The 26,391-nt window shown below is 36.6% G+C and carries 26 protein-coding genes; 1 reads left to right on the top strand and 25 read right to left on the bottom strand.

Features of this window, described 5'->3' with window-relative positions:
- Positions 1–101 precede the first annotated feature (101 nt).
- Complete coding sequence (locus BMY85_RS00600) at positions 102–2,027, top strand: EAL domain-containing protein (protein ID WP_092474940.1); 1,926 nt, start codon at positions 102–104, stop codon at positions 2,025–2,027.
- Positions 2,028–2,092: 65 nt separating this feature from the next.
- Here the strand turns inward: BMY85_RS00600 and glf are convergent, their stop codons facing one another.
- From glf to flhB, 25 genes are all read right to left on the bottom strand, one after another.
- The gene (gene glf, locus BMY85_RS00595; RefSeq protein ID WP_092474939.1) at positions 2,093–3,208 is read right to left on the bottom strand and encodes a UDP-galactopyranose mutase; all 1,116 of its coding nucleotides are present in this window, start codon (positions 3,206–3,208) and stop codon (positions 2,093–2,095) included.
- Positions 3,209–3,276: 68 nt separating this feature from the next.
- Positions 3,277–3,831 (bottom strand): VanZ family protein, encoded by a 555-nt coding sequence (locus tag BMY85_RS00590; RefSeq protein ID WP_177180557.1) that lies wholly within the window; start codon positions 3,829–3,831, stop codon positions 3,277–3,279.
- Between the two features lie 107 nt (positions 3,832–3,938).
- Entirely contained in the window at positions 3,939–6,026 is a 2,088-nt protein-coding gene (locus BMY85_RS00585) for a polysaccharide biosynthesis protein (protein ID WP_408643085.1), read from the bottom strand.
- Between the two features lie 270 nt (positions 6,027–6,296).
- Entirely contained in the window at positions 6,297–6,950 is a 654-nt protein-coding gene (locus BMY85_RS00580; protein WP_092474931.1) for a CpsD/CapB family tyrosine-protein kinase, read from the bottom strand.
- Between the two features lie 33 nt (positions 6,951–6,983).
- On the bottom strand, positions 6,984–7,700 hold the full coding sequence (locus tag BMY85_RS00575; protein ID WP_092474928.1) for a YveK family protein: 717 nt from the start codon (positions 7,698–7,700) through the stop codon (positions 6,984–6,986).
- Between the two features lie 97 nt (positions 7,701–7,797).
- The gene (locus tag BMY85_RS00570; RefSeq protein ID WP_092474926.1) at positions 7,798–8,256 is read right to left on the bottom strand and encodes an NUDIX hydrolase; all 459 of its coding nucleotides are present in this window, start codon (positions 8,254–8,256) and stop codon (positions 7,798–7,800) included.
- Between the two features lie 13 nt (positions 8,257–8,269).
- Positions 8,270–9,157, bottom strand: coding sequence for a ComEC/Rec2 family competence protein (locus tag BMY85_RS00565; RefSeq protein WP_092474923.1), 888 nt, complete (start codon positions 9,155–9,157; stop codon positions 8,270–8,272).
- A gap of 185 nt (positions 9,158–9,342) precedes the next feature.
- A complete protein-coding gene (gene tsf, locus BMY85_RS00560; RefSeq protein WP_092474920.1) occupies positions 9,343–10,272 on the bottom strand; it encodes a translation elongation factor Ts in 930 nt (309 codons plus the stop codon).
- Between the two features lie 55 nt (positions 10,273–10,327).
- Positions 10,328–11,068: a 30S ribosomal protein S2 gene (gene rpsB / locus BMY85_RS00555; RefSeq protein ID WP_092474917.1), complete on the bottom strand. Its 741-nt coding sequence runs from the start codon at positions 11,066–11,068 to the stop codon at positions 10,328–10,330.
- Between the two features lie 148 nt (positions 11,069–11,216).
- Complete coding sequence (locus tag BMY85_RS00550) at positions 11,217–11,750, bottom strand: MltG/YceG/YrrL family protein (RefSeq protein ID WP_092474914.1); 534 nt, start codon at positions 11,748–11,750, stop codon at positions 11,217–11,219.
- A complete protein-coding gene (locus BMY85_RS00545; RefSeq protein WP_092474905.1) occupies positions 11,750–12,439 on the bottom strand; it encodes a DUF6115 domain-containing protein in 690 nt (229 codons plus the stop codon). The genes BMY85_RS00550 and BMY85_RS00545 overlap by 1 nt, the downstream gene beginning before the upstream one ends.
- A gap of 35 nt (positions 12,440–12,474) precedes the next feature.
- On the bottom strand, positions 12,475–12,795 hold the full coding sequence (locus BMY85_RS00540) for a hypothetical protein (protein ID WP_092474902.1): 321 nt from the start codon (positions 12,793–12,795) through the stop codon (positions 12,475–12,477).
- A 20-nt stretch (positions 12,796–12,815) separates the two neighbouring features.
- On the bottom strand, positions 12,816–14,414 hold the full coding sequence (locus BMY85_RS00535) for a DUF342 domain-containing protein (protein ID WP_092474901.1): 1,599 nt from the start codon (positions 14,412–14,414) through the stop codon (positions 12,816–12,818).
- A gap of 32 nt (positions 14,415–14,446) precedes the next feature.
- Positions 14,447–15,202 (bottom strand): FliA/WhiG family RNA polymerase sigma factor, encoded by a 756-nt coding sequence (locus BMY85_RS00530; RefSeq protein WP_092474899.1) that lies wholly within the window; start codon positions 15,200–15,202, stop codon positions 14,447–14,449.
- Between the two features lie 18 nt (positions 15,203–15,220).
- The gene (locus BMY85_RS00525; protein ID WP_092474896.1) at positions 15,221–15,526 is read right to left on the bottom strand and encodes a hypothetical protein; all 306 of its coding nucleotides are present in this window, start codon (positions 15,524–15,526) and stop codon (positions 15,221–15,223) included.
- Between the two features lie 30 nt (positions 15,527–15,556).
- On the bottom strand, positions 15,557–16,042 hold the full coding sequence (locus BMY85_RS00520) for a chemotaxis protein CheD (protein ID WP_092474893.1): 486 nt from the start codon (positions 16,040–16,042) through the stop codon (positions 15,557–15,559).
- A 9-nt stretch (positions 16,043–16,051) separates the two neighbouring features.
- Entirely contained in the window at positions 16,052–16,675 is a 624-nt protein-coding gene (locus BMY85_RS00515; RefSeq protein WP_242939642.1) for a chemotaxis protein CheC, read from the bottom strand.
- Positions 16,676–16,687: 12 nt separating this feature from the next.
- Positions 16,688–17,149 carry a chemotaxis protein CheW gene (locus BMY85_RS00510; protein ID WP_092474890.1) on the bottom strand — a complete coding sequence of 154 codons (462 nt, stop codon included), beginning with the start codon at positions 17,147–17,149 and terminating at the stop codon, positions 16,688–16,690.
- 13 nt (positions 17,150–17,162) lie between these two features.
- The gene (locus tag BMY85_RS00505; RefSeq protein WP_092474888.1) at positions 17,163–19,247 is read right to left on the bottom strand and encodes a chemotaxis protein CheA; all 2,085 of its coding nucleotides are present in this window, start codon (positions 19,245–19,247) and stop codon (positions 17,163–17,165) included.
- Between the two features lies 1 nt (position 19,248).
- The gene (locus tag BMY85_RS00500) at positions 19,249–20,352 is read right to left on the bottom strand and encodes a protein-glutamate methylesterase/protein-glutamine glutaminase (RefSeq protein WP_092475256.1); all 1,104 of its coding nucleotides are present in this window, start codon (positions 20,350–20,352) and stop codon (positions 19,249–19,251) included.
- A gap of 1 nt (position 20,353) precedes the next feature.
- Positions 20,354–21,121, bottom strand: a complete 768-nt coding sequence (locus tag BMY85_RS00495) for a flagellar brake protein (protein ID WP_092474885.1) — start codon at positions 21,119–21,121, stop codon at positions 20,354–20,356.
- 32 nt (positions 21,122–21,153) lie between these two features.
- Positions 21,154–22,020, bottom strand: coding sequence for a MinD/ParA family protein (locus tag BMY85_RS00490; protein ID WP_092474884.1), 867 nt, complete (start codon positions 22,018–22,020; stop codon positions 21,154–21,156).
- Positions 22,020–23,198, bottom strand: coding sequence for a flagellar biosynthesis protein FlhF (gene flhF / locus BMY85_RS00485; RefSeq protein ID WP_092474881.1), 1,179 nt, complete (start codon positions 23,196–23,198; stop codon positions 22,020–22,022). Before flhF ends, BMY85_RS00490 begins: the two co-directional genes overlap by 1 nt.
- A complete protein-coding gene (flhA, locus tag BMY85_RS00480; protein WP_092474878.1) occupies positions 23,198–25,231 on the bottom strand; it encodes a flagellar biosynthesis protein FlhA in 2,034 nt (677 codons plus the stop codon). The genes flhF and flhA overlap by 1 nt, the downstream gene beginning before the upstream one ends.
- 15 nt (positions 25,232–25,246) lie before the next feature.
- Positions 25,247–26,359, bottom strand: coding sequence for a flagellar biosynthesis protein FlhB (gene flhB / locus BMY85_RS00475; protein WP_242939641.1), 1,113 nt, complete (start codon positions 26,357–26,359; stop codon positions 25,247–25,249).
- Positions 26,360–26,391: the final 32 nt, after the last annotated feature.

The following is a 26,391-nucleotide window of genomic DNA, read 5'->3' as shown; positions in this document are numbered from 1 at the left end:
TGGACAAAGAAGGCTAAAATACTCCTTTTTACATTGTTTATTTACAAAATGTATGATATAATTAGTTATTACTGAAATAAATAAGGCGGTGATTTTCACGTATGCTATCAAATACCATTGAGTTTAGCATTGCATCTTTTATTTTTACTTTTTTACTTACTATTAGTTTCTATATGAAACAAAAGTACCATAATAGAAAAAATCACTTAATATGTGTCATGCTGGTTCTTAGCCTTGCACTTTCCGTTATTGAAACCAGCTTCTTCCTTGTTCCAAAGGAACAGCATATATCGATTCCTTATCTGTGCTTAGTACGTTTTGCCTATCTGCTTTTACACGCTGGAATCTATATAATCTTCTTTATTTTTTTATGCGAAACTGGCAAATCTGATCCAAAAAAAGCCTGTAGCAATTTTGTCCTAGTCTTATCTGCAATAACAGCCGTTCTGTTTACACTGCTTACTCTGTTTACACATGCAATTTTTTACTACGATTCCACTGGCATCTATCATAATGGTCCATTCTTCTTTGCGTGGTATGGGTTATATGTTCTGTTATCGTTTAGTATACTGGCTGTAGTATTGCGAAACTTTAAACAGTTTAGTAACTTTATAAGAATTTCAGGATTCTATTTATTTGCAACAACAGCTATTGGCGGAATCATTCAATATAATTCTCCCGATATCATACTGAACAGCCTGCTCTTAACGATTTTCGCCTTTACTATTTTTAATTCATTGAGCAATGATGATATTTATTTTGATAAATATCTTGGCTGCCTGAACAACAAAGCTTTTATCGAAAAAGCAGCAGCCTGTTTTAGTGCAAAGAAAAACTTTACCATTGTTGCCTTTACTATAAGAGAATATACCTACGTGGAACAAGTGTTAGGACAGGCTGCTATTGATGAACTGAATAAACGGTTAATCAGTTTTTTGTACCAGACTTTTGACAAAGATAATATTTATGCTTTGTACAATGTTGGCTATGCAATGTTTGTAGACAGTAAGCAGGAAGAAATTAGTGCAGCTATAAAACTTATACAAGACCATTTTCAAGAACCCTTTTCCTTAAACGGACGTTTAGAACGGTTAAGTTCCATTTTCTGTTTAGCAGAAAATCCGTACTTTGCCAAAAATGGCCAGCAGCTAATTGATGAAATTAACAATACTCTTCTGGATATGAACAAAAACCAGTCTCACCAGGTCTCTTATGCAACTGGAAAGTATCTGGCGATTGTCCAGCGAGAACAGCAGGTCATATATGCAATGAAAAAAGCCATTGAAAAGAATTCCTTTGAAATGTACTACCAGCCAATCTATGATTTAAACAGACACTGTATAAAATCCTTAGAAGCACTGCTTAGATTAAACGATGAAGAATTAGGGTTTATTCCACCAGATGAATTCATACAGATTGCAGAGAAAAACGGCATGATCATTGATGTAAGTTCTATCGCCTTCCGGAAGGTATGTGCCTTTATACACGATAACGATATCAAATCTCTTGGCGTTGATTATATTGAATACAACCTCTCTAGTGTTGAATGTGATAATCCAATGCTTGCAACGGATTTATTAGATGTCATGCATGAATACAGCGTATCTCCTTCCCAGTTAAATTTTGAGATTACAGAAACAGCCCAGGCACATAATGTAAAAGAGCTAATCAGAAACATGGAACGACTTATTGAGGCTGGTTCCACCTTTTCCATGGATGACTATGGAACTGGTTATTCCACAACTCACTATTTGATTAAACTGCCACTACATATCGTAAAAATTGACAAGAGCATCCTATGGCCAGCCATGAAAGATGATAAGAGTTATAACGTACTAAGGCAGCTGATTGCAACCATTAAGTCCATTGATAAGAAAATCGTTGTAGAAGGAGTTGAAACAAAGGAAATGGTGGATACCTTAGACAATCTTAACTGCGATTATCTGCAAGGTTATTATTACTCCAAGCCAATACCTTCCGAAGAAATCATACAATTCTTAAATCATGCCAATAAAATAATGCCATAATTCTTAATTAGGACATAAAAAAGGTAAGAACTATGTGTTTCCACATAAATCTTACCTTCTTTTATTTATTGATTTAATTCTTTCTCAACACAAGCTAATGCCTCGGCTACCACATGATGCATATCGAAATATTTGTACATTCCTAATCTTCCACCAAAAATAACCTTGTCCTCTTTTTCAGATAATTTCTTATACTGCTCATATAACGTATTATTTCTCTCATCATTCAGCGGATAATATGGCTCATCCCCACGTTTCCATTGTGCTGGATACTCTTTTGTTATCACCGTTTTCGAAACAGGATTCTCTCCCTGACACTGAAACTCAAAATGTTTATGCTCAATAATACGTGTATAAGGCACTTCATACTCTGTATAATTAACAACCGCATTTCCTTGGTAATTCTCTATATCCAGCGTCTCAGTCTCAAACGAAAGACTTCTGTATTCCAATTCACCAAAACAGTAATCATAATATTCATCAATCATTCCAGTAAACACAATTTTTTTCGCTTGCAATTCATACTCTTTTCTATTGGCAAAGAAATCGGTGTTCAAACGGACTTCAACACCTTCCAGCATTTTTTCAGCAATCTGTGTATATCCTCCCACTGGAATTCCTTGATATTTATCCTTGAAGTAATTATTATCATATACAAAACGAACTGGCAGACGTCTGATAATAAAAGCTGGAAGTTCCGTGCAAGGCCTTCCCCATTGTTTTCCTGTGTAACCTTTTACCAGCTTTTCATAGATGTCTGTTCCAACTAGCGAAATTGCCTGTTCTTCTAAATTCTTAGGTTCTTTTATGCCTGCTGCCTTTACTTGTTCTTCAATTTTTTTCTTTGCCTCTTCAGGAGTAAACACCCCCCACATCTGGGCAAATGTATTCATGTTAAATGGCAGATTGTAAAGTTCGTTTCCGTAACGGGCAACGGGGCTATTGGTATAACGGTTAAATTCAGCAAACTGCTGTACATAGTCCCATACTGCTTTGTTATCTGTGTGGAAAATATGTGCTCCATATCTGTGTACCTGTATTCCTTCTATTTCCTCCGTATAAATGTTTCCACCTGCATGCTCTCTTTTATCAATTACCAATACACTTTTGCCAGCTTTTTTTGCTTCATATGCAAAAATGGAGCCAAATAAACCAGCTCCTACAATTAAATAGTCGTACATAACTACCTCCAGATTTATGTTTCTCTTTCATTTTTCCTAAACTATTTTAACTCGCAAAGTCACCTGCTTCAAGTATTAGTTTTTATATCTGATTTTATCTTCTTGCTCGCTTTCAATTTATAATTCCTGTTCATAATGATACATCCAAACATACACCCTAGACTATTGTGCAGTATATCATCCCATTCAAACATTCCTCTATGGAGAATAAGCTGCAAAATTTCTATGTTGAACGATATAGTTACACCAATTAACCAGCCATAACGTGGCTTTACAGTTCCATGAAAGATAATAGGAAGCAATACTCCCGCTGGAACAAGCAGCAAAAAGTTTAAGAGTATTTCTACCAGTATTTCTTTGTTTCCTTCTATGGCAATTTCCCATGACCAGAATAATTTTAATTGAAACTGCAAAGGTGACTCTGTTCTCGTAAAAACCGTGGATGAAAACACAACACCTAAAAACAGTAATTCCAGCCAAATGGAAATTGCCTGTGAAAGAAAAAGAGTCTTTCGTCTTACCTGTCTGTATAAAAATGCGGTAACAACTAGTAAAAGAAGTCCAAAACCTAGAATTTCTCTTGGAGACCACATCCGAATGTGCATATCCACTATCTTAGCCAAATCCACACTCAGCACCTTCACTTTCTAAATAATATACTTTTCTGTTTTATTCCCATTTGTCTAAATTCTATCCTTCTTTTCTATGATTAATCCGCTAATTCCTTAATTTAATAAGATGCAATATTTGCTTTTCTTTTATGTTTCTTGCTTTTTACTTCTGCAGCCTCTTCATACAGTTCCTTAAAGGTATCTCCTGACCTCTCTAAATCTTCTTCTGCTGAATGGAAAGTAGGCACCATATCCGCCACCATGTCAATTGTCTTTAGACTATTAGAATAAGATAATTCCGTCAGCTTCTCTAATTTTTCCCAGAATTCTTCCATATCAAAAGGAATTGGTTTTCCTATATGAATCAGATCATTTGGAGTTTTCTTCATTCCTTCTTCCTCCATCAGCTTCTCTTCATATAACTTCTCCCCTGGCCTTAAACCAGTATACACAATCCTAATCTCATCAATCTTATGACCGGAAAGCTTAATCAAATTCCTTGCTAATGTATCAATTTTTACAGGTGCTCCCATATCTAATACAAATATTTCCCCGCCTTTGGCATAGGTTCCAGCCTGCAGCACAAGGCTCACGGCTTCTGGTATAGTCATAAAATAACGAATAATATCTGGATGGGTAACGGTAACAGGACCACCATTTTCAATTTGCTTTTTGAATAAAGGAACAACAGAACCATTGCTTCCTAACACATTTCCAAAGCGTACCGCCACAAAATCCGTTTTATTCTGTTTTAGTTTTCCAGACTGATTGCCATCTTTCGATATGCTCCTCAGATTAGCAGATCTTCCTGTTGAATTTTTAGGGGCTTCCTTGTAGCTTCGCAGATTTGGAAGCATTTCAAACCGGCCAGCCTTACTGACAGCATCCATGGTCTGAATCACCATTTCACATAAACGTTTGCTGGCTCCCATTATGTTAGTTGGATTCACCGCTTTATCTGTGCTAATCAGCACAAAACGTTTACATCCATATTTCAGTGCGGCATATGCCGTTTTATATGTACCTAGAACATTGTTCTTAATTGCTTCACATGGACTTGTTTCCATAAGCGGAACATGCTTATGTGCAGCTGCATGATATACGATATCAGGTTTATACTGGGCAAATACAGAATTAATTCTTCTAGTATCCCTAACAGAACCAATTAAAACTGTCAAATTTAAATCGGGAATTTTGCGTCTAAGTTCCTGTTCTATATCGTATGCATTGTTTTCGTATACATCAAAGATGATTAAGCGCTTTGGAGACTGAACAGCAATCTGCCTGCAAAGTTCGCTGCCTATGGATCCCCCTCCACCTGTAACCAGAATCGTTTTGCCACCTAATGATTCAAAAATCTCATCCATATTTACTCGGATTGGCTCACGGCCTAGCAGATCTTCTACCGCAACATCTTTCATCTTAGTCAAGGAAACCTCTCCATTTACCAATTGATAAATTCCTGGCAGACTCTTCAGTTCACAGCCAGTCTCGTTGCATATATTCAGTATATCCCTTTTCTGCTGTGCGGTTGCGGTTGGAATTACAAACAGAATCTGCTTTATGTCGTACTTTTCAACATTAATCAAAATATCATCACGTCCACCTAAAACAGGTATTCCGTCAATAAAACATCCCCATTTGCCTGGATCATCGTCTATAATACAGCATGGTACCAGATTTGTTTCGCTTGAACTTAAAATATCCCGAACTAAAATTCTTCCTGCAGAACCAGCTCCAATAATCATAGCATTCCTTGAACTGACTTTTTTCGATTCTTTTGTACGCATATGGCTCATTAAGTAAACGAAGCGGTAGGAAAAACGAATTCCTACGGTAAAAAAGAACTGTAACATTGGTCCTATCATAAAATAAGACACGGGCATGTAACCTGCAGAAACTGACACCACAAGATAATGAAAAACCGTGGTAATAAAGTTTCCCACAATAAGTTTATGCAGCTCATTATAACTTGCATAACGCCAAATACTTTTGTACAGATGAAGCATTTGGAATACAAGCATTACTAATACCGAATAACTTAAAAGACATCTTCTATAAACCGTAATGCATTCAGCTGGAATATTTGACCATACAAAATCATAACGCATCCATAATCCTATGAAAAAAGCTGCATTGGCTGCCAATATATCAAACAGCATTAAATATACCTGCTTTATCCTGCACCATCTTAAAGCCTTTGCGATAAAACTGTTTTCATTGTTTCCTTTTCGTTTCTTATCTGCATTTTCCACTTTTTTTCTTACTACGTAATTCATTTTAATCCCCTACCTTACTTTATCAGCTTATGTTGACATTTTACAATTCAAGAATAAGTTTTCTGAACTAGCCGTAATTTTAAGTCATTTCACCATTAAAATTATCCAGTCAAACACGTTTGCTCTTCATTAATCAGGAAAACTCTGCCTTACTAAGACACCTTTTTAGACATGTTTTTATTGTTGCTTTTTCACCTTTTAATCTCTAGATTTGTTTAATACAGCTCCCAGGATTCTGCCTTTGTATTTTCGTATTTCTCCCATTGTTTCTTTTACAAATGCTTTCTTTACTCGGTTGTACTCAATGACATATATAACACCATCACATTTGGATGCCATAATCCTGCTGTCTAAAAATACTCCAGCGGCAGATCCATCTAATATGATGTAATCATATTCTTTCCTTAGCTGATTAATCAGTTCTTGAAAAACCGGCTTACCAATCAGTTCACGAGCACCTTTTCTGGTACTCCCGACTGGTATAACATTTAAATTTTTATTCTTAACAGAATAAATAATTTTCTCTTTTTCACATGACAAATTCAAATAATCAATAAGTCCCCAAAACTTATCGTCCTTTTTCTCTGTCCTCGCTGGGTTTAACTTATACGCATTCCTCCTCTTATGAAAATCGCAGTCTAGCCAGATTACCTTCTTTCCACTTTCTGCAAGTTCTATAGCCAGTAAAAGAGACAGCGTAGTTTTTCCTTCTCCTTCGTATGTACTTGTAAATAATACTGCTGTATTCTTTTCTTCTTGCAATTGCAGATTAGCACTAAATTCTATTATCTTCTTATCCAAGTATTTCTGCAAGCCTTTTCCAATATCTAGCACAATTTCTGAATCATCCATAATATCCTCTCTATTTTCAACTATATTTACTGTTTATTTTCTGATTTTTATAGGTATTCTGTGAACCAGCACATAAGGTACATCCCCAAGCATTTCTATATTAAGGCCATTTACTATGTCATTTTTGCGTCGAACATTCCTATTAAAGATATCGGCACCAGCGATGACTCCTGCTATAAGAAACGAAACAACAAAAAAGATTTCAGCAGCCTTAACAAGCGGCGAATACTTAATATGCATCTCTGGCTCACAAGCTTTTTCAACTATTGTAGGATGCTCAGTGCCAAGCTTACTAGCTAAATCATTGCATGTAACATACTCAATAGCATTTAATATATGCTGTGTTTTGACCCTGTCATCGTATTGCATTGCTACTTGAATGATACGAGTCTCAAGCGGACTCTCTACACTTACACAAGCCGCTAACTCTTCATATGTAATTTCAAGTCCTAATTTCTTTATCACACGCTCTAATACAAAACGGCTGCGTATCAGTTCTTTATAATCTTCCACAAGCTGACTGCCTATGTTCAAATCATCAATGGACAGATTTAATCCTGTCTCATCCCGATCTATAATGTATATTTTTCCATAGCTGGTATAATAAGAACTGTTATGTTTCATATAATAGAAATATGACAAAGAACTGGCGATACATGCTAAACACAATATGATGGGCCATTTTTTCAGAACAGCTCTGACAGCTTGTAGCAAATCTAACTGCATTCCATCAGTACTTTCATTATCCATCTTACTCTCCTAAAATTACTAATTAATATAGTTCAATTTCCCTTATTTTATCACTGAAACAACTCCTATACAAGTAATTTCATGATTTTTTTTTCACTCACCAGACTTTTACCGAAGAACTATGCAATATTTCTCCAATATACTCCAATTTAACAGTAAAAAAACGGTTTTCTTTCTGCAATAATTCTAAAAAAATTTTATCCCCTTCCCATATATTTAGTGAAAGAAGTTCATTTTTAGGAATCCATTCCAGTTTTCCTTCTTCGCACTTTTTTATTGCTCCTTCAAAATCGGTGCCAGTGAATAAGTGCATATACTCCGTTTCCCATTGGTCCGACACAAATGTAATAAGCCCTCGATATCTGTATTTTGTCAGCTCAAGACCTGTTTCCTCTTTTACTTCTCTTAGCATACACTCTTCTGGGCTCTCATTTTCTTCAAATCTGCCTCCAACACCAATCCATTTATCCTTATTGGGATCATGTTTTTTAGATACTCTGTGAAGCATTAAATACTGCTCCTCTTTCTCAATGTAACACAAAGCAGTTAATTTCATTCTGCGCTCCTTCCTAAGCCTGACCTGCTGCTATTTTACCGTTTCCATCAACTGTTATCCGAATCCCTAAATCATAATCCTGCGTAAGTAACACTTTTGCCTTTTTAAAAGAAGAAATTACTCTTTTATTAGCAGAATCCTGATCCTTCTCTGTGTCAGTTGTAATTATTGCAATTTCAGGAGATACCGCTTTCGCAAATTTTTCGGAAGTTGCATCTGGATTTCCATGGTTTCCCACTTTATAAATATCTGCTGAAACGTCTACTCCTGCATCCAGCAGCGTCTTTTCTTCTGAGAACTGCATGTCTCCTGTAAACAGAAAAACTCTCTTATTTACAAATATTCTTAATACCAGCGAATTATCATTATCATCTTCTTTATTCTCCTCTAAAGGTCCTAATACTTCCATAGTTACATCCTCTACTAATGGCACCCTGTCACCTGCTGAAAGTTTTTTTAAAGAAATATTTAATTCATCTGCTTTTCTATCAATACTATTTTCTGCTTCCTCTGAACAATTGGATATCGCTGGTGAATACAGTTTCTTTATAGGATAACTCTTCGCAATTTTTTCTAATCCGCCAACATGATCCGAATGTCTATGAGACAAAAAAACAGCTTCTAAGGAAGATACTCCATATTTACCTAATACTTTCTTTATCATTTTAACGGACTTTTTTAACCCTGTATCAATCAAAAAGGCTTGTCCGTCAATCTTTAAAAGCATAGAATCAGCTTTACCAGCATTTATATAGATGACATCCATATCATGTTCCCTTGCATTTCCAGTAATAAGAGAAATCCCTCCTGATGTTTCCTGCTTGCCAGCAACCAAAGCAATAACTGCCGCTCCTGCTCCAATTGCTAAACATGCCAGTATTATTAATATCGTCCGCTTCATTCTTCGCAAAGCTCCAGCTCCTTTCTTATTGCGAAAAAGGACAGGTAGGCAAATGCCTAACTGTCCTTAATTGTTTGATGTTTGATTATATTGATTTTTCCGACCATGTTAAACTTTGCAACAAGCTAAATTCAACTTTCGATAAATTTGCCCTTCGATACTTAAATTGTTTCGAATGCTGAGTATTACATACCCATTTGTTTTGCAACTTCTTCTGCGAAGTTTTCTTCTTTTTTCTCTAAACCTTCGCCTGTTTCAAAACGTACAAAAGATTTGATTGTTAAGTCGATTCCGTTGGCTTTTGCCACAGATTCAACATATTTTCCAACTGACTGTTTTCCGTCTTCCGCTTTTACATAAACCTGATCTAACAGACAGATTTCTTTTAACTGTTTCTTGATACGGCCCATAACCATACCGTCGATAATCTTATCGTTCGCATCTGGTTTTTCATTCTTAGCCTGTACTTTCAAGATTTCTTTTTCATGCTCAATATATTCCTGATCCACTTCTGCATCGCTTGTATATTTCGCATTTAAAGCTGCAACCTGCATTGCAACATTCTTTAAGCATTCTTGAACAGCAGCGTTGTTTTCAGAAGCAGCAGCTTCTACAATAACACCAATTTTACCACCCGCATGGATGTAAGAAGCAACAACACCATCTGTAGAGATTTTTGCAAATCTTCTGATGTTCATGTTTTCACCAATTGTTGCAACCATGGAAGCCAGCTCCTCTTTTACAGTCTTAGAAGTATCTTTAGCCCAAGGAGCAGCTAAAAATGCCTCAATATCAGCATAGTCATTAGCAGCAATCTGTGCAGCAACGTCAGCTACATAATTTCTGAATGTTTCATTCTTAGCAACAAAGTCTGTTTCGCTATTAACTTCTACAATAGCAGCAACTTTGCCATCAGCAGAAATGTTAGTAGTTACAATACCTTCAGCAGCAATTCTGCCAGCTTTCTTTTCAGCTTTAGCAAGACCGTTCTCTCTTAAGAATTCTACTGCTTTGTCCATATCCCCATCTGTTGCAGATAATGCTTTTTTACAATCCATCATACCTGCGCCAGTCATTTCTCTTAGTTCTTTCACCATTGAAGCTGTGATAGCCATATCTATTCCCTCCGATATTCTTTATTCAAATACTGTATACTCGAATGTTTAGAAATTATTCTGCAGTTTCTTCTGCTGTTTCAGCAGCAGCAACGTCAGCTCCATCCATAGATGAACCCTGATTTGCTTCGATAACAGCGTCAGCCATTTTAGCAACGATTAATTTTACCGCACGGATAGCATCATCGTTACCTGGGATTACATAGTCTAATTCTTCTGGATCACAGTTTGTATCAGCGATACCGATTAGAGGAATTCCTAAAGAGTGTGCTTCCTGGATACAGATTCTTTCTTTCTTAGGATCAACAACGAAAATAGCATCTGGGATCTTCTTCATGTTTTTAATGCCGCCAAGGTTCTTTTCAAGCTTAGCCCATTCTTTCTTTAATTCGATAACTTCTTTCTTAGGCAATACATCAAATGTACCATCTTCAGACATTGTTTCGATTTGTTTTAATCTATTGATTCTACCCTGGATCGTTTTGAAGTTTGTTAACATACCACCTAACCATCTTTCGTTAACGTAGTACATTCCACATCTTTCAGCTTCAGACTTAACAGAATCCTGAGCCTGTTTTTTCGTACCAACGAAAAGTACAGTACCGCCATCCGCAACGATATCCTTGATAGCATTGTAAGCTTCATCAACTTTACCTACAGATTTCTGTAAATCAATAATGTAGATACCATTTCTTTCTGTGTAAATGTAAGGAGCCATCTTAGGGTTCCATCTTCTTGTCTGATGTCCAAAATGTACACCAGCTTCCAATAATTGTTTCATTGAAATAACGCTCATCGTTATACCTCCATTTTGTTATACTTCCGCATGTTTCCTATTCTTATGCAACCGCAAGGGCACAGGCATAAAAATCCACACACGTGTAATTTTCTCACAATTAGAAATTATACTATAACACCAAATGAAAAGCAAGTCCTATTTTCGATTAAGTAATGATTTCAACAATTTCTGCATAGGTGGCATCCGTAGGGATCTCATACTCTCCTGCACGTATTTTCTGGCTGACATTATGCTCCTTCATATACTCATTAAAATCAGAAGCATTTCCTATCACATTTACCTGATACAAGTATCTGGCAACAGACTGTGAAGTCATGCCAGTTTCAATTTTTACAGAAGCCATATGCCTGTTCTCTTTCTCTGCTTTCTTTGATGGATCAGGACTCTTTGTACTGTCTGAGGTTTCTCTTTTCAATGCCTTATCTTGTTTAACCTCTGCCTTCTTGGAAGGTGCCGGACTGCTTATATCACTTAACGATGTTTTAATATCTTCAAGATTCTTATCCATTTTATAATCACTTACTTCATCTTTGGTTAGCATGCCCAGTTCCTTAGCACGCTCAATTATCTGTTTATCTGTCAGTTTTGCATTTTCATTTTTTCTTGTACCTGCAAATAAAAGCAAAGTGGTAACAAGAATTCCGATTCCTAATCCTCTTAAAAAATACTTTACTTTCATTATCTTGCTCCTTGATACAAATCTATAATCAGCTTGATTTCTCCTTGGCCCATCTGCAGCTGTCTGGCAATCTCAGTAGCCGAAAGCCCCTGCTGGTACAGTCTTAAAACTTCCTCTCTGGAATCAGCCTCAGACTTTTTCTCTTCCTCAGAAAGCACTAGCTTATCTGCTTTCTCCACCTGTCCCTGACTAGCGGGTTTCATATTATTTTTTTCTCTGTTGCTGGCCTTGCGGGCTTTCTTCGTCTCTTTGCCCCCTGCATTTTCTGATGGACTTTCACTCTTTGCAACACCTTTATTAGCCGCCTTGTTTACATCAGCCACTAGTTCTTTCAGCTCTCTTTCCTTTTCATTTAACATGTTATATAGGAAAATAACTTCTGAATGATTCTGGTTTATTTTCTCAAGCACACTGTCAGAAAACTCATCTACCGCCATTATTTTTTCATTGGCCATACGGTTTAATTCCTTTTTCACGTCTTCTAATGTGTCCTCTTTTATCGTATCTGCATGTGCCCTCAAAGCACTTTCCAGACTTTCTTCATTCTTTTTTATAAAGAGATTAAACATATCTTCTGAAATGTGAAATTCATTTTCACTGCTTCTGCCTTCCAGTCTTTCTGCTAACATAAAGCTGAGGATCACGCAAATGATCCCCAGAATAATTAATACAATATAAAATCCCTGCATCTTTTTACTCCAATATTTCTAATTTTGTCCTTTGGCTAAATAGAAATGTCGAATGAGCTTCCGTTCATTCTAGGAAGCCTAGTCTTTGGTTCCTCTGGTGCTGTTTTTCCATTCCTGCGCCTCCGGTTATCCTGATATTCATTCTGCCCTTTTTCCTTTGCATCAAACCGAAACCCATTTTCTTCTTTGTCTTTTGCATGGACTGTTTTCTGCATATTCCGGTTTACCTTATCTTGAAACTGCTGACTGGCTACATGTTCCCCATTCACTGCACGATCCAGACTGTTTTTTTGCAAATGGGAAGTCTCCTGTGATTTTGGAGGCATAGTAAACACATCTATAGGATTAATCGGCATATAATTCCTTCTTTCTTAAATTATAAATAAACGCTCTTCACTTCTCCATCAACCTTTAAATACCTGCAATGATGTTCCTCCGTCCGTATAAAATAAGCTAAGTTGGAAATCAATAATTTTACTCCAGGATAAATCATGTTCTGCACTTCGATTGTACCTTTGTTCATTTCATCCAAAACTTCCTTTAATGCAAGATACTCGTCCAATAAATACTCCATTTCTGTTTCATCCGCTTTTATTTTGGAAGGAATGGATTTAATAAACATAATTTTATCCGCTGGCAATTTTGCACCTTGCATTACCTTCTTTTTCAGTAATTGAAAAGCCTGCTCTAACTGTGTCTGTTCTCTTTTCAAATCATCAATACGCTTTTCTACTTCACGGTAACGTTCACTGATAGCTGGATCAATCCCTACTTCAAGCACTGTTGCAGTTCCCATAGTGGAACCTGCTACTTTCAAGGAAATCTTAGAACCTGCTTTTAATTCTCCACCTGTTACTAAGCCTCTTTTTCCTCCAACTATTATCTCATTCTTTGCCTCAATACTGCTATGCAGAATAGCTTCGGTTGAAATCGTTCCTCCTGATTTTACAGTAGAATTCTCAATAAACTTTGTAACAATATTTCCATTTGCCTGTAAAATGCCTCGATTCATTCCTTGAATGCCTCGTTTTAATACAATTTCACCATCAGCAACCAGAGTAGCACCTTCTACTACACCGTTTACTACAATATTGCCTTTTGCCCTGACTATATAACCAGTCCTTACATTTCCTCTAACCAGAACATTGCCATCGTAATCAATATCTCCCGTTGAAGCATCTACATCTGCAGGAACTTCATAAACATCAGAAACAAACACTTTGTCATCTACCAATGTAACATGGCCTGATACAGCACTGAACAGTTCCAAACCGTCATCTGACAGAATCGTATACTGGGTCTTTTTCAGGATTTTTGCTTTCACACGTTTTGGTGAAATAGTCCCCCCCATAATATCAGTACCTGGAGTTCCTCTGTCAGCTACTGTAAGCCTGGCAAGCAGTTCCCCTTCCTTTACCTTGCTCATGTTATCCAGTCTATGAAAATCCACACTTCCATCTTCATTTAATTTTGGCTTTGATGTAATTTCTGTGTTAAAAAAATATTCTATTTTTGCATCCTTTCCCTCTACTGGCAAAGTAGCTCTTGCAACAACTATATTTGTACAATAAACTCGATGACGTAAATACTGATCGATGCTTTCTTCAACAATACCGTGTACAACACCTTTCTGTTTTAGTTCATCGAGAATTTCTTTCTTATTCAGGTTTTTCCCATTCGCTGAAGGCGGGTAGAATCTAACTACACCCACTCTGCGGCTTTTGTCATATAAAAGTTCCATACGTTCTAAAATAGCCCAGCAGACTTTTGCTGAAATTTTTACTTCATGAACTTCATTGCTACACAAGTAATTCATAACTTCATGAAGATCATATTCCTTCACTCCACAGTTATCCAGATATTTCTTCAATTCATCTGTTTGAATCTGTTCTCCGCCATTTACTGGTGGAAACATTTTTAAATATGTACCATCCTCTTTAGGCACAACTTGAAAATAACCATTTATACTATTCATACCTTCACCTGCTAACTTGCTTTCTTGTCTTTCTAAAAAAATTCAATATTTCCCAACTTCTTTTTCATCTTCTGCAGTGCTTTCGTATGCAGCTGAGAGATACGCGATTCTGAAACCTCCAGTATATAGCTAATTTCCTTTAATGTAAGTTCTTCAAAGTAATACAGTGTAATTACTTTTCTTTCATTTTCGGTCAATGTCTCTAATACTTCTAACAAAATCTGTTTCACTTCCTGCTTTTCAAGCACCTTTTCCGGCTGCTCGAAATGTGAACTGGAATTACTTGGCTGCTGTATCTCAGAACCCTGTTCCAAAAACTCATCCAATGAAACAAGATTTGTTACCTTCATCTGGCTTTGCCATTTTTCATATTCTTCAACTGTAATTTCCAGTTCATTAGCAATTTCTTCGTCTGTAACTCTTCGCCCATTATATGTCTCTAGCTTCTGCATTGCCTGATTTATCTTTTTTTGTTTTTGTCTGAGTGTACGAGGAATCCAATCCATTTTCCTAATCTGATCCAAAATGGAACCTCTGATTCGAAGACTAGCATAAGTTTCAAACTTTATTCCTTTTAAGCAATCAAATTTATCAATTGCATCTATAAGGCCAAATGTGCCGTATCCAACTAAATCGTCCTGTTCTACGGCATAGCCAAGATACATATTAAGCCGGCCAGCAACAATTTTTACAAGTCCAGCATATTCTATGATTAATTGTTCCCTAATATTTGTATCTTTTGTTTTGGAATACTGCTCCCACAATTTTAATCTTTCCTCTTCGGTCATGATACCCTCCTATAACAATTATAGTCTATTTTTGCCATGGCTGTCGGAACTATTTTCAACATCTGATGATATATTCTCACTATCCTCAGCTTCTTCTGCAATATCATCAGCTTCTACAGCATCATTATTTTCTGTTTTCTTTAAATCCTTTAATATTCGGTCAATAAAGAATTTTGCAATAAGACCAATAATATAGAAGAGAATCAGAACAGTCAGCAAAGTAACCAGACTTCTTATGACTTCCTGCTTCTGTACAATACTGACTACACACGTGACAATACCTGCAGTCAGCATAACTCCTGCTGGAATATATCTTGTTTTCATAATCTGAACTCCTGTCTCGCATATTTCAAACTAAATCACCCGAATTTGTTTTCCTACTGCTTTAATTATCAGTTCATTTGTCTCAGGATAAAACTCTATTGTTCTTCCATAGTTGCGACCGGTATCTTCTGCCACTATACGAATTCCTAGCTGTTTTAGCTTTTCCTTCGTGGCTTCTACATTACGTTCTCCAATCCTTAACATGTCATTATTGGAACGGAATGCAAACATCTGTGAACCACCTGCAATCTTAGCTAGTAAATTCCGCCGGTTTGCACCTGCTTTTTCAAGTTCCTGTAAAAGCAACTCTATGCCTGTATCTGCAAATTTTGCTTTATTTTCATTCATCTTTATCTTAGTACTATCAGGTAGCATGATATGTGCCAGCCCTGCCATTTTTTTACTTGGGTCATATAGGACAATTCCTACACATGACCCAAGACCTAGTGTCGTAATTGCATTTGGAGCTGTACATATATTAAGGTCCGCCATACCTACCCTAATCATTTTTTTCATAACTCTCTCCTATAATCCTAATGACGACATTATTTTTTCATAAGAGTTCATCGACGGTATTAAGATAAAGTAGCCATTCACTTCTTTTTCCTTTTCACCAAATTGACTTTGGATCAGCAAAGCTTTGTCTCCAACCTTTCCAAATTCAATCGCAGGCACACTTAAAATAGCACCAGCCATATCAATTGACAAGTAAGGAACAGAAGACATGATAGTCATATTCGTCAACTGTGATAACGAAGATAAATAAGCACCTGCAATAATATTCCCAATCTCTTGCAAAGCTGATAAATCCATCTCTGAAAAATCCTCAACTTCCAGTTCTTCCAAATCCAAATTCATAAGAAGATTTACAATATGCCTTGCCGAACATTTATCCATCATAAACATCATCATGCCATCAATATCGCCTTCTAGTGTCAGTAAAATTCCTACAACAAGACTTTCAGCACCACCTACAATGTCTGATAACTCTTTAAACTCCAGCAATTCTACTTTAGGTACTTTCATGTCGATCTTTAAATTTACCATTTGCGATAATGCAGTAGTCGCATTACCAGCACCTATATTTCCTATTTCACGAAGAACATCATATTCCATCGACCCCATATGTTCCAAATCTAATTTAGACACTATTCCACCTCTTTATTGAGCTTCCTTTTCCACAATCACACCTGAAATATTTAACAGAGAAATCAAGCTGTCTCCATGCTTGCCAATACCGTTTAAGTATACTGCTTTGTCATCATTATTATCGTAATTTGGCTTTTCAATGCTGCTCTCTTCTAACGTAACAACTTCTTTTACTTCGTCTACGATAATGCCTACTGCATATTGCGCCTCTAATTTGATAATAATTATTCTTGTTGCATTCGTATACTCATCATCTTCCAGGCCAAATTTCAAACGAAGACTCATAACCGGAATAATTTCACCGCGAAGGTTAATTACACCTTTAAAGTATTTCTGCGCTTTGGGCACACGAGTGATTCTTTGCATTCTGACAATATTATCAACATATTTTATATCAATGCCATACTGTTCTGAGCCTAGCCTGACAACAATATACTGTTTCCCTTCAGCAGTATTAACTTTATTTGTATCCATAAAAAGCCACCTCCTAAACTAATGCATTTGCATCAATAATTAATGCAACTTCACCATCACCAAGAATCGTTGCACCACTGATAATCTTATTATTATTAATATACTTGCCAATAGACTTAATAACGATTTCCTGCTGTCCAATCAAGTTATCTACAACAAGGCCAGCCAGTTTATCTCCTTTTGCTACAATTACAACTGTCAGGCTCTCTGGTTCAGTCTCAGCTGGTTCAACATCAAGAACATTTCGAAGGCGAATCAATGGTATTACTTTGTCACGTAAATTAATAACTTCCCTCTGCTGTACATATTTAATTTCATTTACAGGAATATCTTCAATTGTCTGAATGCTTCCCAATGCAATTGCATACTTCTCATTGCTTAATTCTACCATTAATGCCTGAATAATAGCTAATGTTAATGGCAAACGGATAATAAAGTTACTTCCTTCCCCTAATACGGTTCTGCATTCAATGTCTCCACCAAGGCCTTCAATTTTGTTTTTAACAACATCAAGGCCAACTCCTCTTCCTGATACATCAGAAATCTTTTCTGCTGTTGAGAAGCTTGGACGGAATAATAAATCAATTACATCCTGATCTGTCATTGTCTCTGCCTGTTCTGGCGTAATTGTGCCTTTTTCAATGGCTTTATTTTTAACTTTTTCAACATTGATTCCGCCACCATCATCTCGTACTTCAATCACAACGTTGTTACCGTCCTGATAAGCATTTAAGAAAATAGAACCTACCTCTGGTTTTCCCATAGCAACACGTTCTTCGTTGCTTTCAAGTCCATGATCCGCAGCATTTCTAAGCAAGTGCATCAAAGGATCTCCGATTTCATCAATAACCGTACGGTCTAACTCTGTATCCTCACCTGTCATGTATAATTCCATTTTCTTATTCAGCTTCTTGTTTAAGTCACGAATCATACGTGGGAATTTGTTTACTACACTCTCAATCGGCATCATACGAACTTTCATAACAGATTCATGTAAGTTCGTTGTCACTCTTTCTAAGTATTCAATCTGCTCGTTAAAGCTTGCATCATTACGATTATCTCCTTCAGATGAGCCAATGGAAACTAAACCGTTTTTCGCAATAATAAGCTCACTTACTAAATTCATTAATACATCCAGTTTTTCAATATCAACACGTACAGAACGGTTCACGACCGGCTTGCCTGCCTGTTTGCCCTGGGCTCCTGCCGGCTTCTCTTTCTTACTGTCTGTTTTCTTAACAGCCTTAGATGTTTCTTTTGCTACTGTCTTATTCTCTAAAACAGTTTCCTCAACTGCTTCAAACTCTACTTTTCCGATGCCTAGATCTTTGATTTCAGATACTGCCATAACTGCCTGTTTTACCTCATCCATACTCTTACGGGTCAACAGTATTAAGCTGAAATCCAACTCAAACTTCTCATCTTCAATATCCTGTACATCCGGTACAGACTTAATAATTTCACCGATTTCTTCTAATGCCTTAAACACAAGAAATGCACGTGCTGCTTTTAACAGACAGCTTTCTGCTATTTCAACTGTTAAGCCGAAAACATTCTGGCCTTCCTGCACTGCTTTTGTCATGGCATGTCTTTCATAATCAGCAAAAGTTAATTCCTTATATTTGGTTAATGACTTAGTTTCTCCAGCTGGCTCTGCTTCTTTTTCAACATTGGAATTTTCTGTTTTGGATTCTTCTTTCTTTTCTGCACCAAGGCCTTCCGCTAACACACTGTTCAATGCATCAATAATATCCTGATGTTCTTCTGTTCCTTCATCAGCAGTTTCCTGAATGCATGCTAAATAAGATTCAAGTGCATCTAAGCCTTGGAATAACGTATCGACCAGATAAGCAGTTACATTCATCTTGCCATTTCGTATTTCTGAAAATACATTTTCCATGTCATGGGTCAAGCGCTGCATACGCTTGTATCCCATGGTACCAGCCATACCCTTTAATGAATGGGCGGCACGAAAAATTTCATTAATTGTATCCGTATTGTCAGGTTCCTTTTCAAGAATTAAAAGCTGCTCATTCAAACTTTGCAAATGTTCTGTTGTTTCATCAATAAAAATCTCTAAATATTGGCTTACATCCATTCTATTGCACCCCCACGTAATTTGTAATAGCTGTTTTTATCTCTTCCAATGGCAATACTTCATCAACAATTCCAGCTTTGGCAATTGCCTTTGGCATCCCGTAGACAGTTGATGTTTCCATGTCCTGTGCTATTACATAAATATTTTTGGTTTCGTTTAGTTTTGATATCCCTTTTGTTCCATCGCTGCCCATACCTGTTAAAACAACACATACGATTTCATCATAAGCAGAATCACACAAAGAATCATACATAAAATCTGCACATGGCCTTAATCCGCTTCTTGGCGGATCATTATCTAATGAAATTATTGCCCTGCTGCCCTGATGCTGTATTCTCATATGATTGCCACCCTTTGCAATATAAACTTTTCCTTTTTCCAGAACATCTCCAGCCTCTGCTTCTTTTACTTCCAGTTCACTTAATTCATCTAGCCTCTCTGCCAAAGAACGTGTAAAACCTGCTGGCATATGCTGAACAATAAGAAGAGGCGCATTTAAGTTTTTGGGCAATTGCGGTATAACAGACTGTAATGCCTTTGGTCCTCCAGTTGAACAAGCTAATGCAATCAGCTTATTATTCTTAACAGGGGAACGTTTTGGCTTACGGACTTCTTTAGTCTTTCTTTCGAGAACTGTATCTGATGCCCTATCTGTTCTGTTTTTATGTATAGAGTTACTGAAATCATTATTTTTTTCCAGTTTAGTGCTGCGAGTAGCGTAGTGAATTGTTTGTAATAACTTTGCACGAAAAGAGTCTGATTTTGTTTCATAGAAGCTTTCTGGCTTTGTAACAAAGTCGAATGCTCCTAGTTCCAAAGCACGAATCGTCTCATAAGCACCCTCCTTGGCAACTGTGCTTACAATGACCACATTCGTTCTAATTCTGTGTTTCTTAATCTGCTCCATCAGTTCCAGGCCATTCATCTTAGGCATATTAATGTCCAGAACCACAGCATCATAGGAATTCTTAATCAGACAGTCAAGTCCTTCTAATCCATTTACTGCTAATCCAGTAACTTGATAATCTGAAACACTATTTATTATATCAGATAGCACTCTTCTCATAAGTGCAGAGTCATCTATTATCAAAATATTTTTTTTCAAATTATACCAATCCTTTTTTTCTACGTCTGATTCTTCTTTCTTCATCAAATACAAAACGGATAATGGACTCTCTTTCTCGATGAGTTATATCCCTAAACTGTACTCGAGCTTCAAAAATATCAGATCGTTCTTGTACTTCCCCCGAGAAAATGACTTTGGCCGGCACTTCAAACTCTTCTTCGCCATCGTCAAATTTTAGGTGCATTTGCAGTAACACATTTTCACCTTTTCTCAAAGCTTCTCTTGAATTGAAGCGTACACCACCTCCACTTATATTGGTTACAATAGCGGAATGCCAGGGAGCCTGCTTTTTCTCATAAACCAGCTCTTTCTCCTCATCTCCCACTTTGTAAACAACTCTCCTGACTTTCTCTTTATCATCCTTTTCGTATATATTTCCCTCCATGGAACGTTTGTATTTAATATCAAATACACATTGCAGCCGGTAATATTCCCTTCGCTGTATCTTTTCCAGTTCTGACGTCAGTTCAAAAACAGCAAAAAATTTTGCCTTTTCTTTAAAATGCCGAATAATTCTGGCATGGCATTCAAACATGCCCTTTTTCGTTATAAATTCCAAATTATAGGGTCTTAGCGAATCTAGAACTACATATTTTCCATTTACAATAGGCATAGGAGCTTTTATTATATTTGTCCCCATTATTTCAGCTAACCTGCTGTTTAGACAGACCTCTCTCTCTCTCTTTTCTTCCCCATCAATAAAAATTATATGTATTCTATCTCCTATTTGAGCAATATCATTAAGCATACGCTTTCTCCCCTCTATTATTCTCTTTCTCTCTATTTATGCATAAGCTTCGAAAATAGATATGCAATGCCTTTTTTGTCCTTCTGCACATGTACCGAATTGCCTAGGAGCTTATTGGCAATATCATATACTGCTGCTGTTGCCTGTGTATTAGGATAAGCAATGGAAAAAGGTACTTGACGCATAACTGCTTTTGACACGTTCGCATCTTGTGGAACCGCCCCTAAGAATTCAATACTCACATCCAGAAAACGCTTCACCACTACTTCCAATTTTCCAAATAACTCTTTTCCTTCTTTTGTAGAGCCTACCCGGTTAGTTATCATCTGAATTGATTTGGCTTTATCAAAATCCTCTCTTTTATTTACTGATTTCAGCAATGCATAAGCATCTGTGATGGATGTAGGTTCCGGTGTTGCAACAAGTACAACTTGGGTACTATGTGTTACAAATTCCAAAACTGCATCTGAAATTCCTGCTCCTGTATCAATAATGATTACATCCGCCAGATCATCCAGTTCATATAGCTTTGAAGTTAAATTACCAATCTGGTACTTTGTAAGATTCGCCATTTCCTGTATTCCAGACCCTCCTGAAATAACACCAATTCCTCTTGGACCTGAACAGATAATTTCTCTTAACCCTTTGTTCTTAAACATCAGATCTGCAAGACTATATTTCGGACGGATTCCAAACATTACCTCAACATTTGCCAAGCCAAAATCTGCATCCAGAATAATAACCCTTTTTCCCAAATTCTGAAGCTGTATGGCCAAATTCACAGACATATTTGACTTTCCGACACCGCCTTTTCCACTAGTAACGGTAATCACAGTTGCTACATTCTTCCGTACTTCATGACCTCTTACCAGATTTCTAAGACTCGTAGCTTGATCCATTAGCGGTTTCCTCCTAACAGCTTTTTCGCAATACTTTGTGCATCCATGCAGCCAAAATCATCTGGAACATTCTGTCCCCAAGTAGTATACGAAAGCGGTGCATTGGTCATTAGTTTCACATTAAGGATATTTCCAATACAAGTTGTTTCATCTAGTTTAGTAAAAATAATCCCAAAATCATCAATGATACGATAAGTCTCTGTAATCCGGATCAAATCCTTATACTTAGTAGTAGCACTTAGCACAAGAAATACTTCTCTGCACTCCTCATCTACAGTATCAATCAGTTCTAACAAATCCTTTTTCTGTTCTTCATTTCGATGCGAACGTCCTGCCGTATCAATCAGAACAACATCATAATCCTGATACTTGTCCTTCTCTTGTTCAAGTTCCTCTTTTGTATAAACAACACTAAGCGGAATATCTAAAATACTAGCATACGTCCTTAGCTGTTCAACAGCTGCAATACGGTAAGTATCCGAAGTTATAAGCGCAGTTTTTGCATTTTCCTTCAATTTTAAATTCGAAGCAATTTTTGCAATTGTTGTTGTCTTTCCAACTCCTGTTGGTCCTATAAAAAATATAAACTTTTTTTCTTTATTCTGCAAGTCTATAAATTTAGGTTCTCCAAGTTTTAATACAAGTTTCTGATAAACATTGGTCAGAATATGATCAACAGGTGCATCCTTTTTCAGTGACTTTTTAATTTCGTCAATAATCTGTTTTGCATAGATTTCATCAACTTCATTTTCTACAAGCTGATTAAAAATAAGAAGCAGATACTCTTCATTCTGGGTAAGTTCTTCCTGCTTGTCTTCTTCCACATTCTGGGTACTTAACTGTTTTTCAAGTAAATCCTGTAAATTATCTAACCTTTTCTCAATTGCCGTTTCTTTTATTTCCAGACGGAAACCAGCCTCGTCGGTTTCTTTTTCTGTTTCACCCTGAGTCAGCCCAAAACCTTTAGTTAAAACAGTCTGCTCCTTCTTTTCCTCTGCTTTCTTGCCATTTTCATCAACTGCTGCCGTTATCTCAACCGTAGATTTGCGAAAAAAACGGTAGATTCCTTTCGGCTTCACCGTTTTTATATTCATGACAATTGCATCTTTTCCTAATTCACTCTTTGCCAATAAAATTGCTTCCTTTTCTGTTTCTGCTTCATATTTTTTTATAATCATTATATAGTCACCATCCCAACTGATTGTAATTCTACATTAGAATCTATTTCATTATATGATATTACAACTAGATCTTTAAAATAATCTTCCGTCAGTTTCTTAAAATACATTCTTACAATAGGTGACGTAATAATAATTGGATTTTTTCCCAAGTTCTGAAGCTTCACGATTTCTTCATTAACCGCATTGATGATATTCTGAGAGGTTTCTGGATCTAAAGTTAAATACGCTCCCTGTTCTGTCTGTTTAACAGAATCCATAATGTCCTGTTCAATTTTCGGATCAAGAGTAACCACACTAGTTGTTTCATTCTGTGGAAAGAATTTGTTGGAAATTGCACGCTTCAAACTTTGTCTCGCATATTCCGTTAATACATCCGTATCTCTTGTTGTCGGTGCATAATCTGCAAGAGTCTCAAAAATAGTAATTAAATCTCGAATAGATATTCCTTCATTTAATAAATTCTGTAAAACTTTCTGTATCTCACCGACACTTAATAGTTTCGGTACCAGTTCGTCGACTAAAGTTGTATTTGCATCTTTAACATTATTAATCAGGTTTTGAACATCTTGTCTTGTAAGAAGTTCATCTAAATGAGTACGAATTACTTCCGTCAGGTGAGTTGCAATAATAGAAGGCGGATCCACTACTGTATATCCTAGTGTCTCTGCTCTTTCTCTCTGGTTCTCATTAATCCAGATAGCTGGCAAATGGAACGACGGTTCAAATGTTGGAATACCTGTTATTTCTTCTTCAACATATCCAGGATTCATAGCCATATAGTGATCAAATAGAATTTCTCCTTCGCTGACTGGCACCCCTTTAATTTTAATTAAATACTGATTTGGATTTAACTGGATGTTGTCTCTTAAACGAATAATTGGAACAACGCATCCAAGTTCAAGAGCAATCTGCCTACGAATCATAACAACACGATCTAACAAATCACCACCTTGATTTACATCCGCTAATGGAATAATTCCATAACCAAATTCCAGTTCAATTGGATCCACTTGAAGAAGTGACGTAACATTTTCAGGTCTTCTGATTTCTTCAGCATCCGCTTCTTCTTCATTCACTTCATTTTCAATTTCCTCAATGCCAAGTTTCTGGCTAATTATATAACCTGCGGCTGCAAAACATGCTCCATATGCTATAAAGATAAATGGATTAAGCGGTGTAACAATTCCTAAAAATGCCATGCTTCCCCCCACCATATAAAGTACTTTTGGAATGGAAAAAAGCTGTTTCAAAAGTGCATCACTCATGTCCGCTTCTTTTGATGCCTTCGTTACTAAAATACCAGTGGAAAGAGAAATCATCAGGGATGGAATCTGACTGACAAGACCATCACCAATTGTCAAAATTGTATATTTATCCAAGGCTTCCTGCAGCTGCATTCCTTGATAAACCACACCCATTGCCATACCACCAGCAAAGTTGATTATTGTAATAATCAGGCCAGCTATGGCATCACCTTTTACATACTTTGTAGCACCATCCATAGCTCCGAAAAATCCGGCTTCATCCTGAATTTTCTGTCGTCTCTGCTGTGCTTCTACATCTGTAATCGCCCCTGTATTTAAATCCGCATCAATAGCCATCTGTTTACCTGGCATAGCATCCAATGTAAAACGGGCAGTTACTTCTGACACCCTTTCAGATCCTTTATTAATGACCATAAACTGAATCAAAACTAAAATAATAAATACAATCGTACCAGTTACAAGATTACCTCCACCAACGAATCCGCCAAATGTCCTTACTACATTTCCTGGATTCCCGCTTACTAAAATCAATTTAGTAGAAGACACATTCAATGAAATCCGAAAAATTGTTGTAAATAATAAGATTGTTGGGAAAAATGACATATCCAATGCTTCTTTTGAAAACATTGCATTAAACAGGATTATCATTGCTATAGATATGTTAAATGCCAATAATACATCAAGTAATGTGGATGGCATTGGCACAATAAAGAAAACAATCGCAACAAGAATATATAATCCCAATCCCAAATCCGCTTTTTTCATAGAGCAGTTCCTCCCCTATTGTTTATTCTTTAGACGGTATACATAAGCAAGCACTTCCGCAACCATCTGATACATTTCCTGTGGAATTTCATCGCCTAACTCAACATTAAAGTAAATCATACGAGCTAACGGCTTATTTTCAACAATTTCAACTTCATTTTCTCTCGCAATTTCTTTAATTTTTCCAGCTACGTAATCAGCACCTTTAGCAACTACAACTGGAGCACTATTCGTGTCTTTGTCATACTTAATTGCTACAGCAAGGTGAGTCGGGTTCGTAATAACAACATCCGCATCCGGAACCGCCTGCATCATACGCTGACGGGACACTTCCCGCATTTTCTGCCTGATCTTACCCTTAATCTGTGGATCACCTTCTGTATTTTTATATTCATCTTTAATTTCCTGTTTTGTCATTCGCATCTCTTTGGCAAACTTACGTTTCTGATAAAACAAATCTGCAAATGATAAAATAAGAAACCAAATGCTAATTTCCAGTCCAATCTCTATGATTACACTTCCAATGGCACTTAATGCCTGTTGCAAAGTATAATCATAAAACTGCAGGATATACCCCCACTTTTTTTTCAAATTGGAATATACAACACTTCCCAAAATCAAAAGTTTCACAAGGGATTTTATAAATTCAAAGATCTTTTCTTTCGAAAAAATTTTCTTAAATCCAGTAATTGGATTGATTTTATTTAATTTTGGCTTTAACGGCTCCGCCGATATTTTCCATTTAACTTGCCATATATTCACAAAAACTGCTAGCACATACGAAACCAGAAAGATGGGTAATCCAATCAGCAAAATTTTTAACATGGAATCACGAAGTTCAACAACTGCTCTATTAATGGTAAAACCATCTTTTACGATTTCAGCAATGCTATGATACTGTTCGTAATAAACACTCATAAATGAGTTTCCCATCCAGCCCACAAATAATCTTAATGCAAGAAAAAATGCAAGCAATACAAAAGCTGCTACGATATCAGTACTTTTCGCAACCTGCCCTTTTTTTCTTGCATCTTCCAATTTTTTTGGAGTAGCTTCTTCTGTCTTTTCTCCACCTACTCCTTCTTTCGCAAATAATTGAAGATTATATGATAACAGATATTTATTCAATTTTACTTATCCCTTCAAAATACAACAAACAG

It is taken from the genome of [Clostridium] polysaccharolyticum, assembly GCF_900111595.1.
Lineage (GTDB): Bacteria > Bacillota > Clostridia > Lachnospirales > Lachnospiraceae > Clostridium_AI > Clostridium_AI polysaccharolyticum.
The sequence above is the reverse complement of the archived record's forward strand: the minus strand, read 5'-3'. Positions and strand labels throughout refer to the sequence as shown.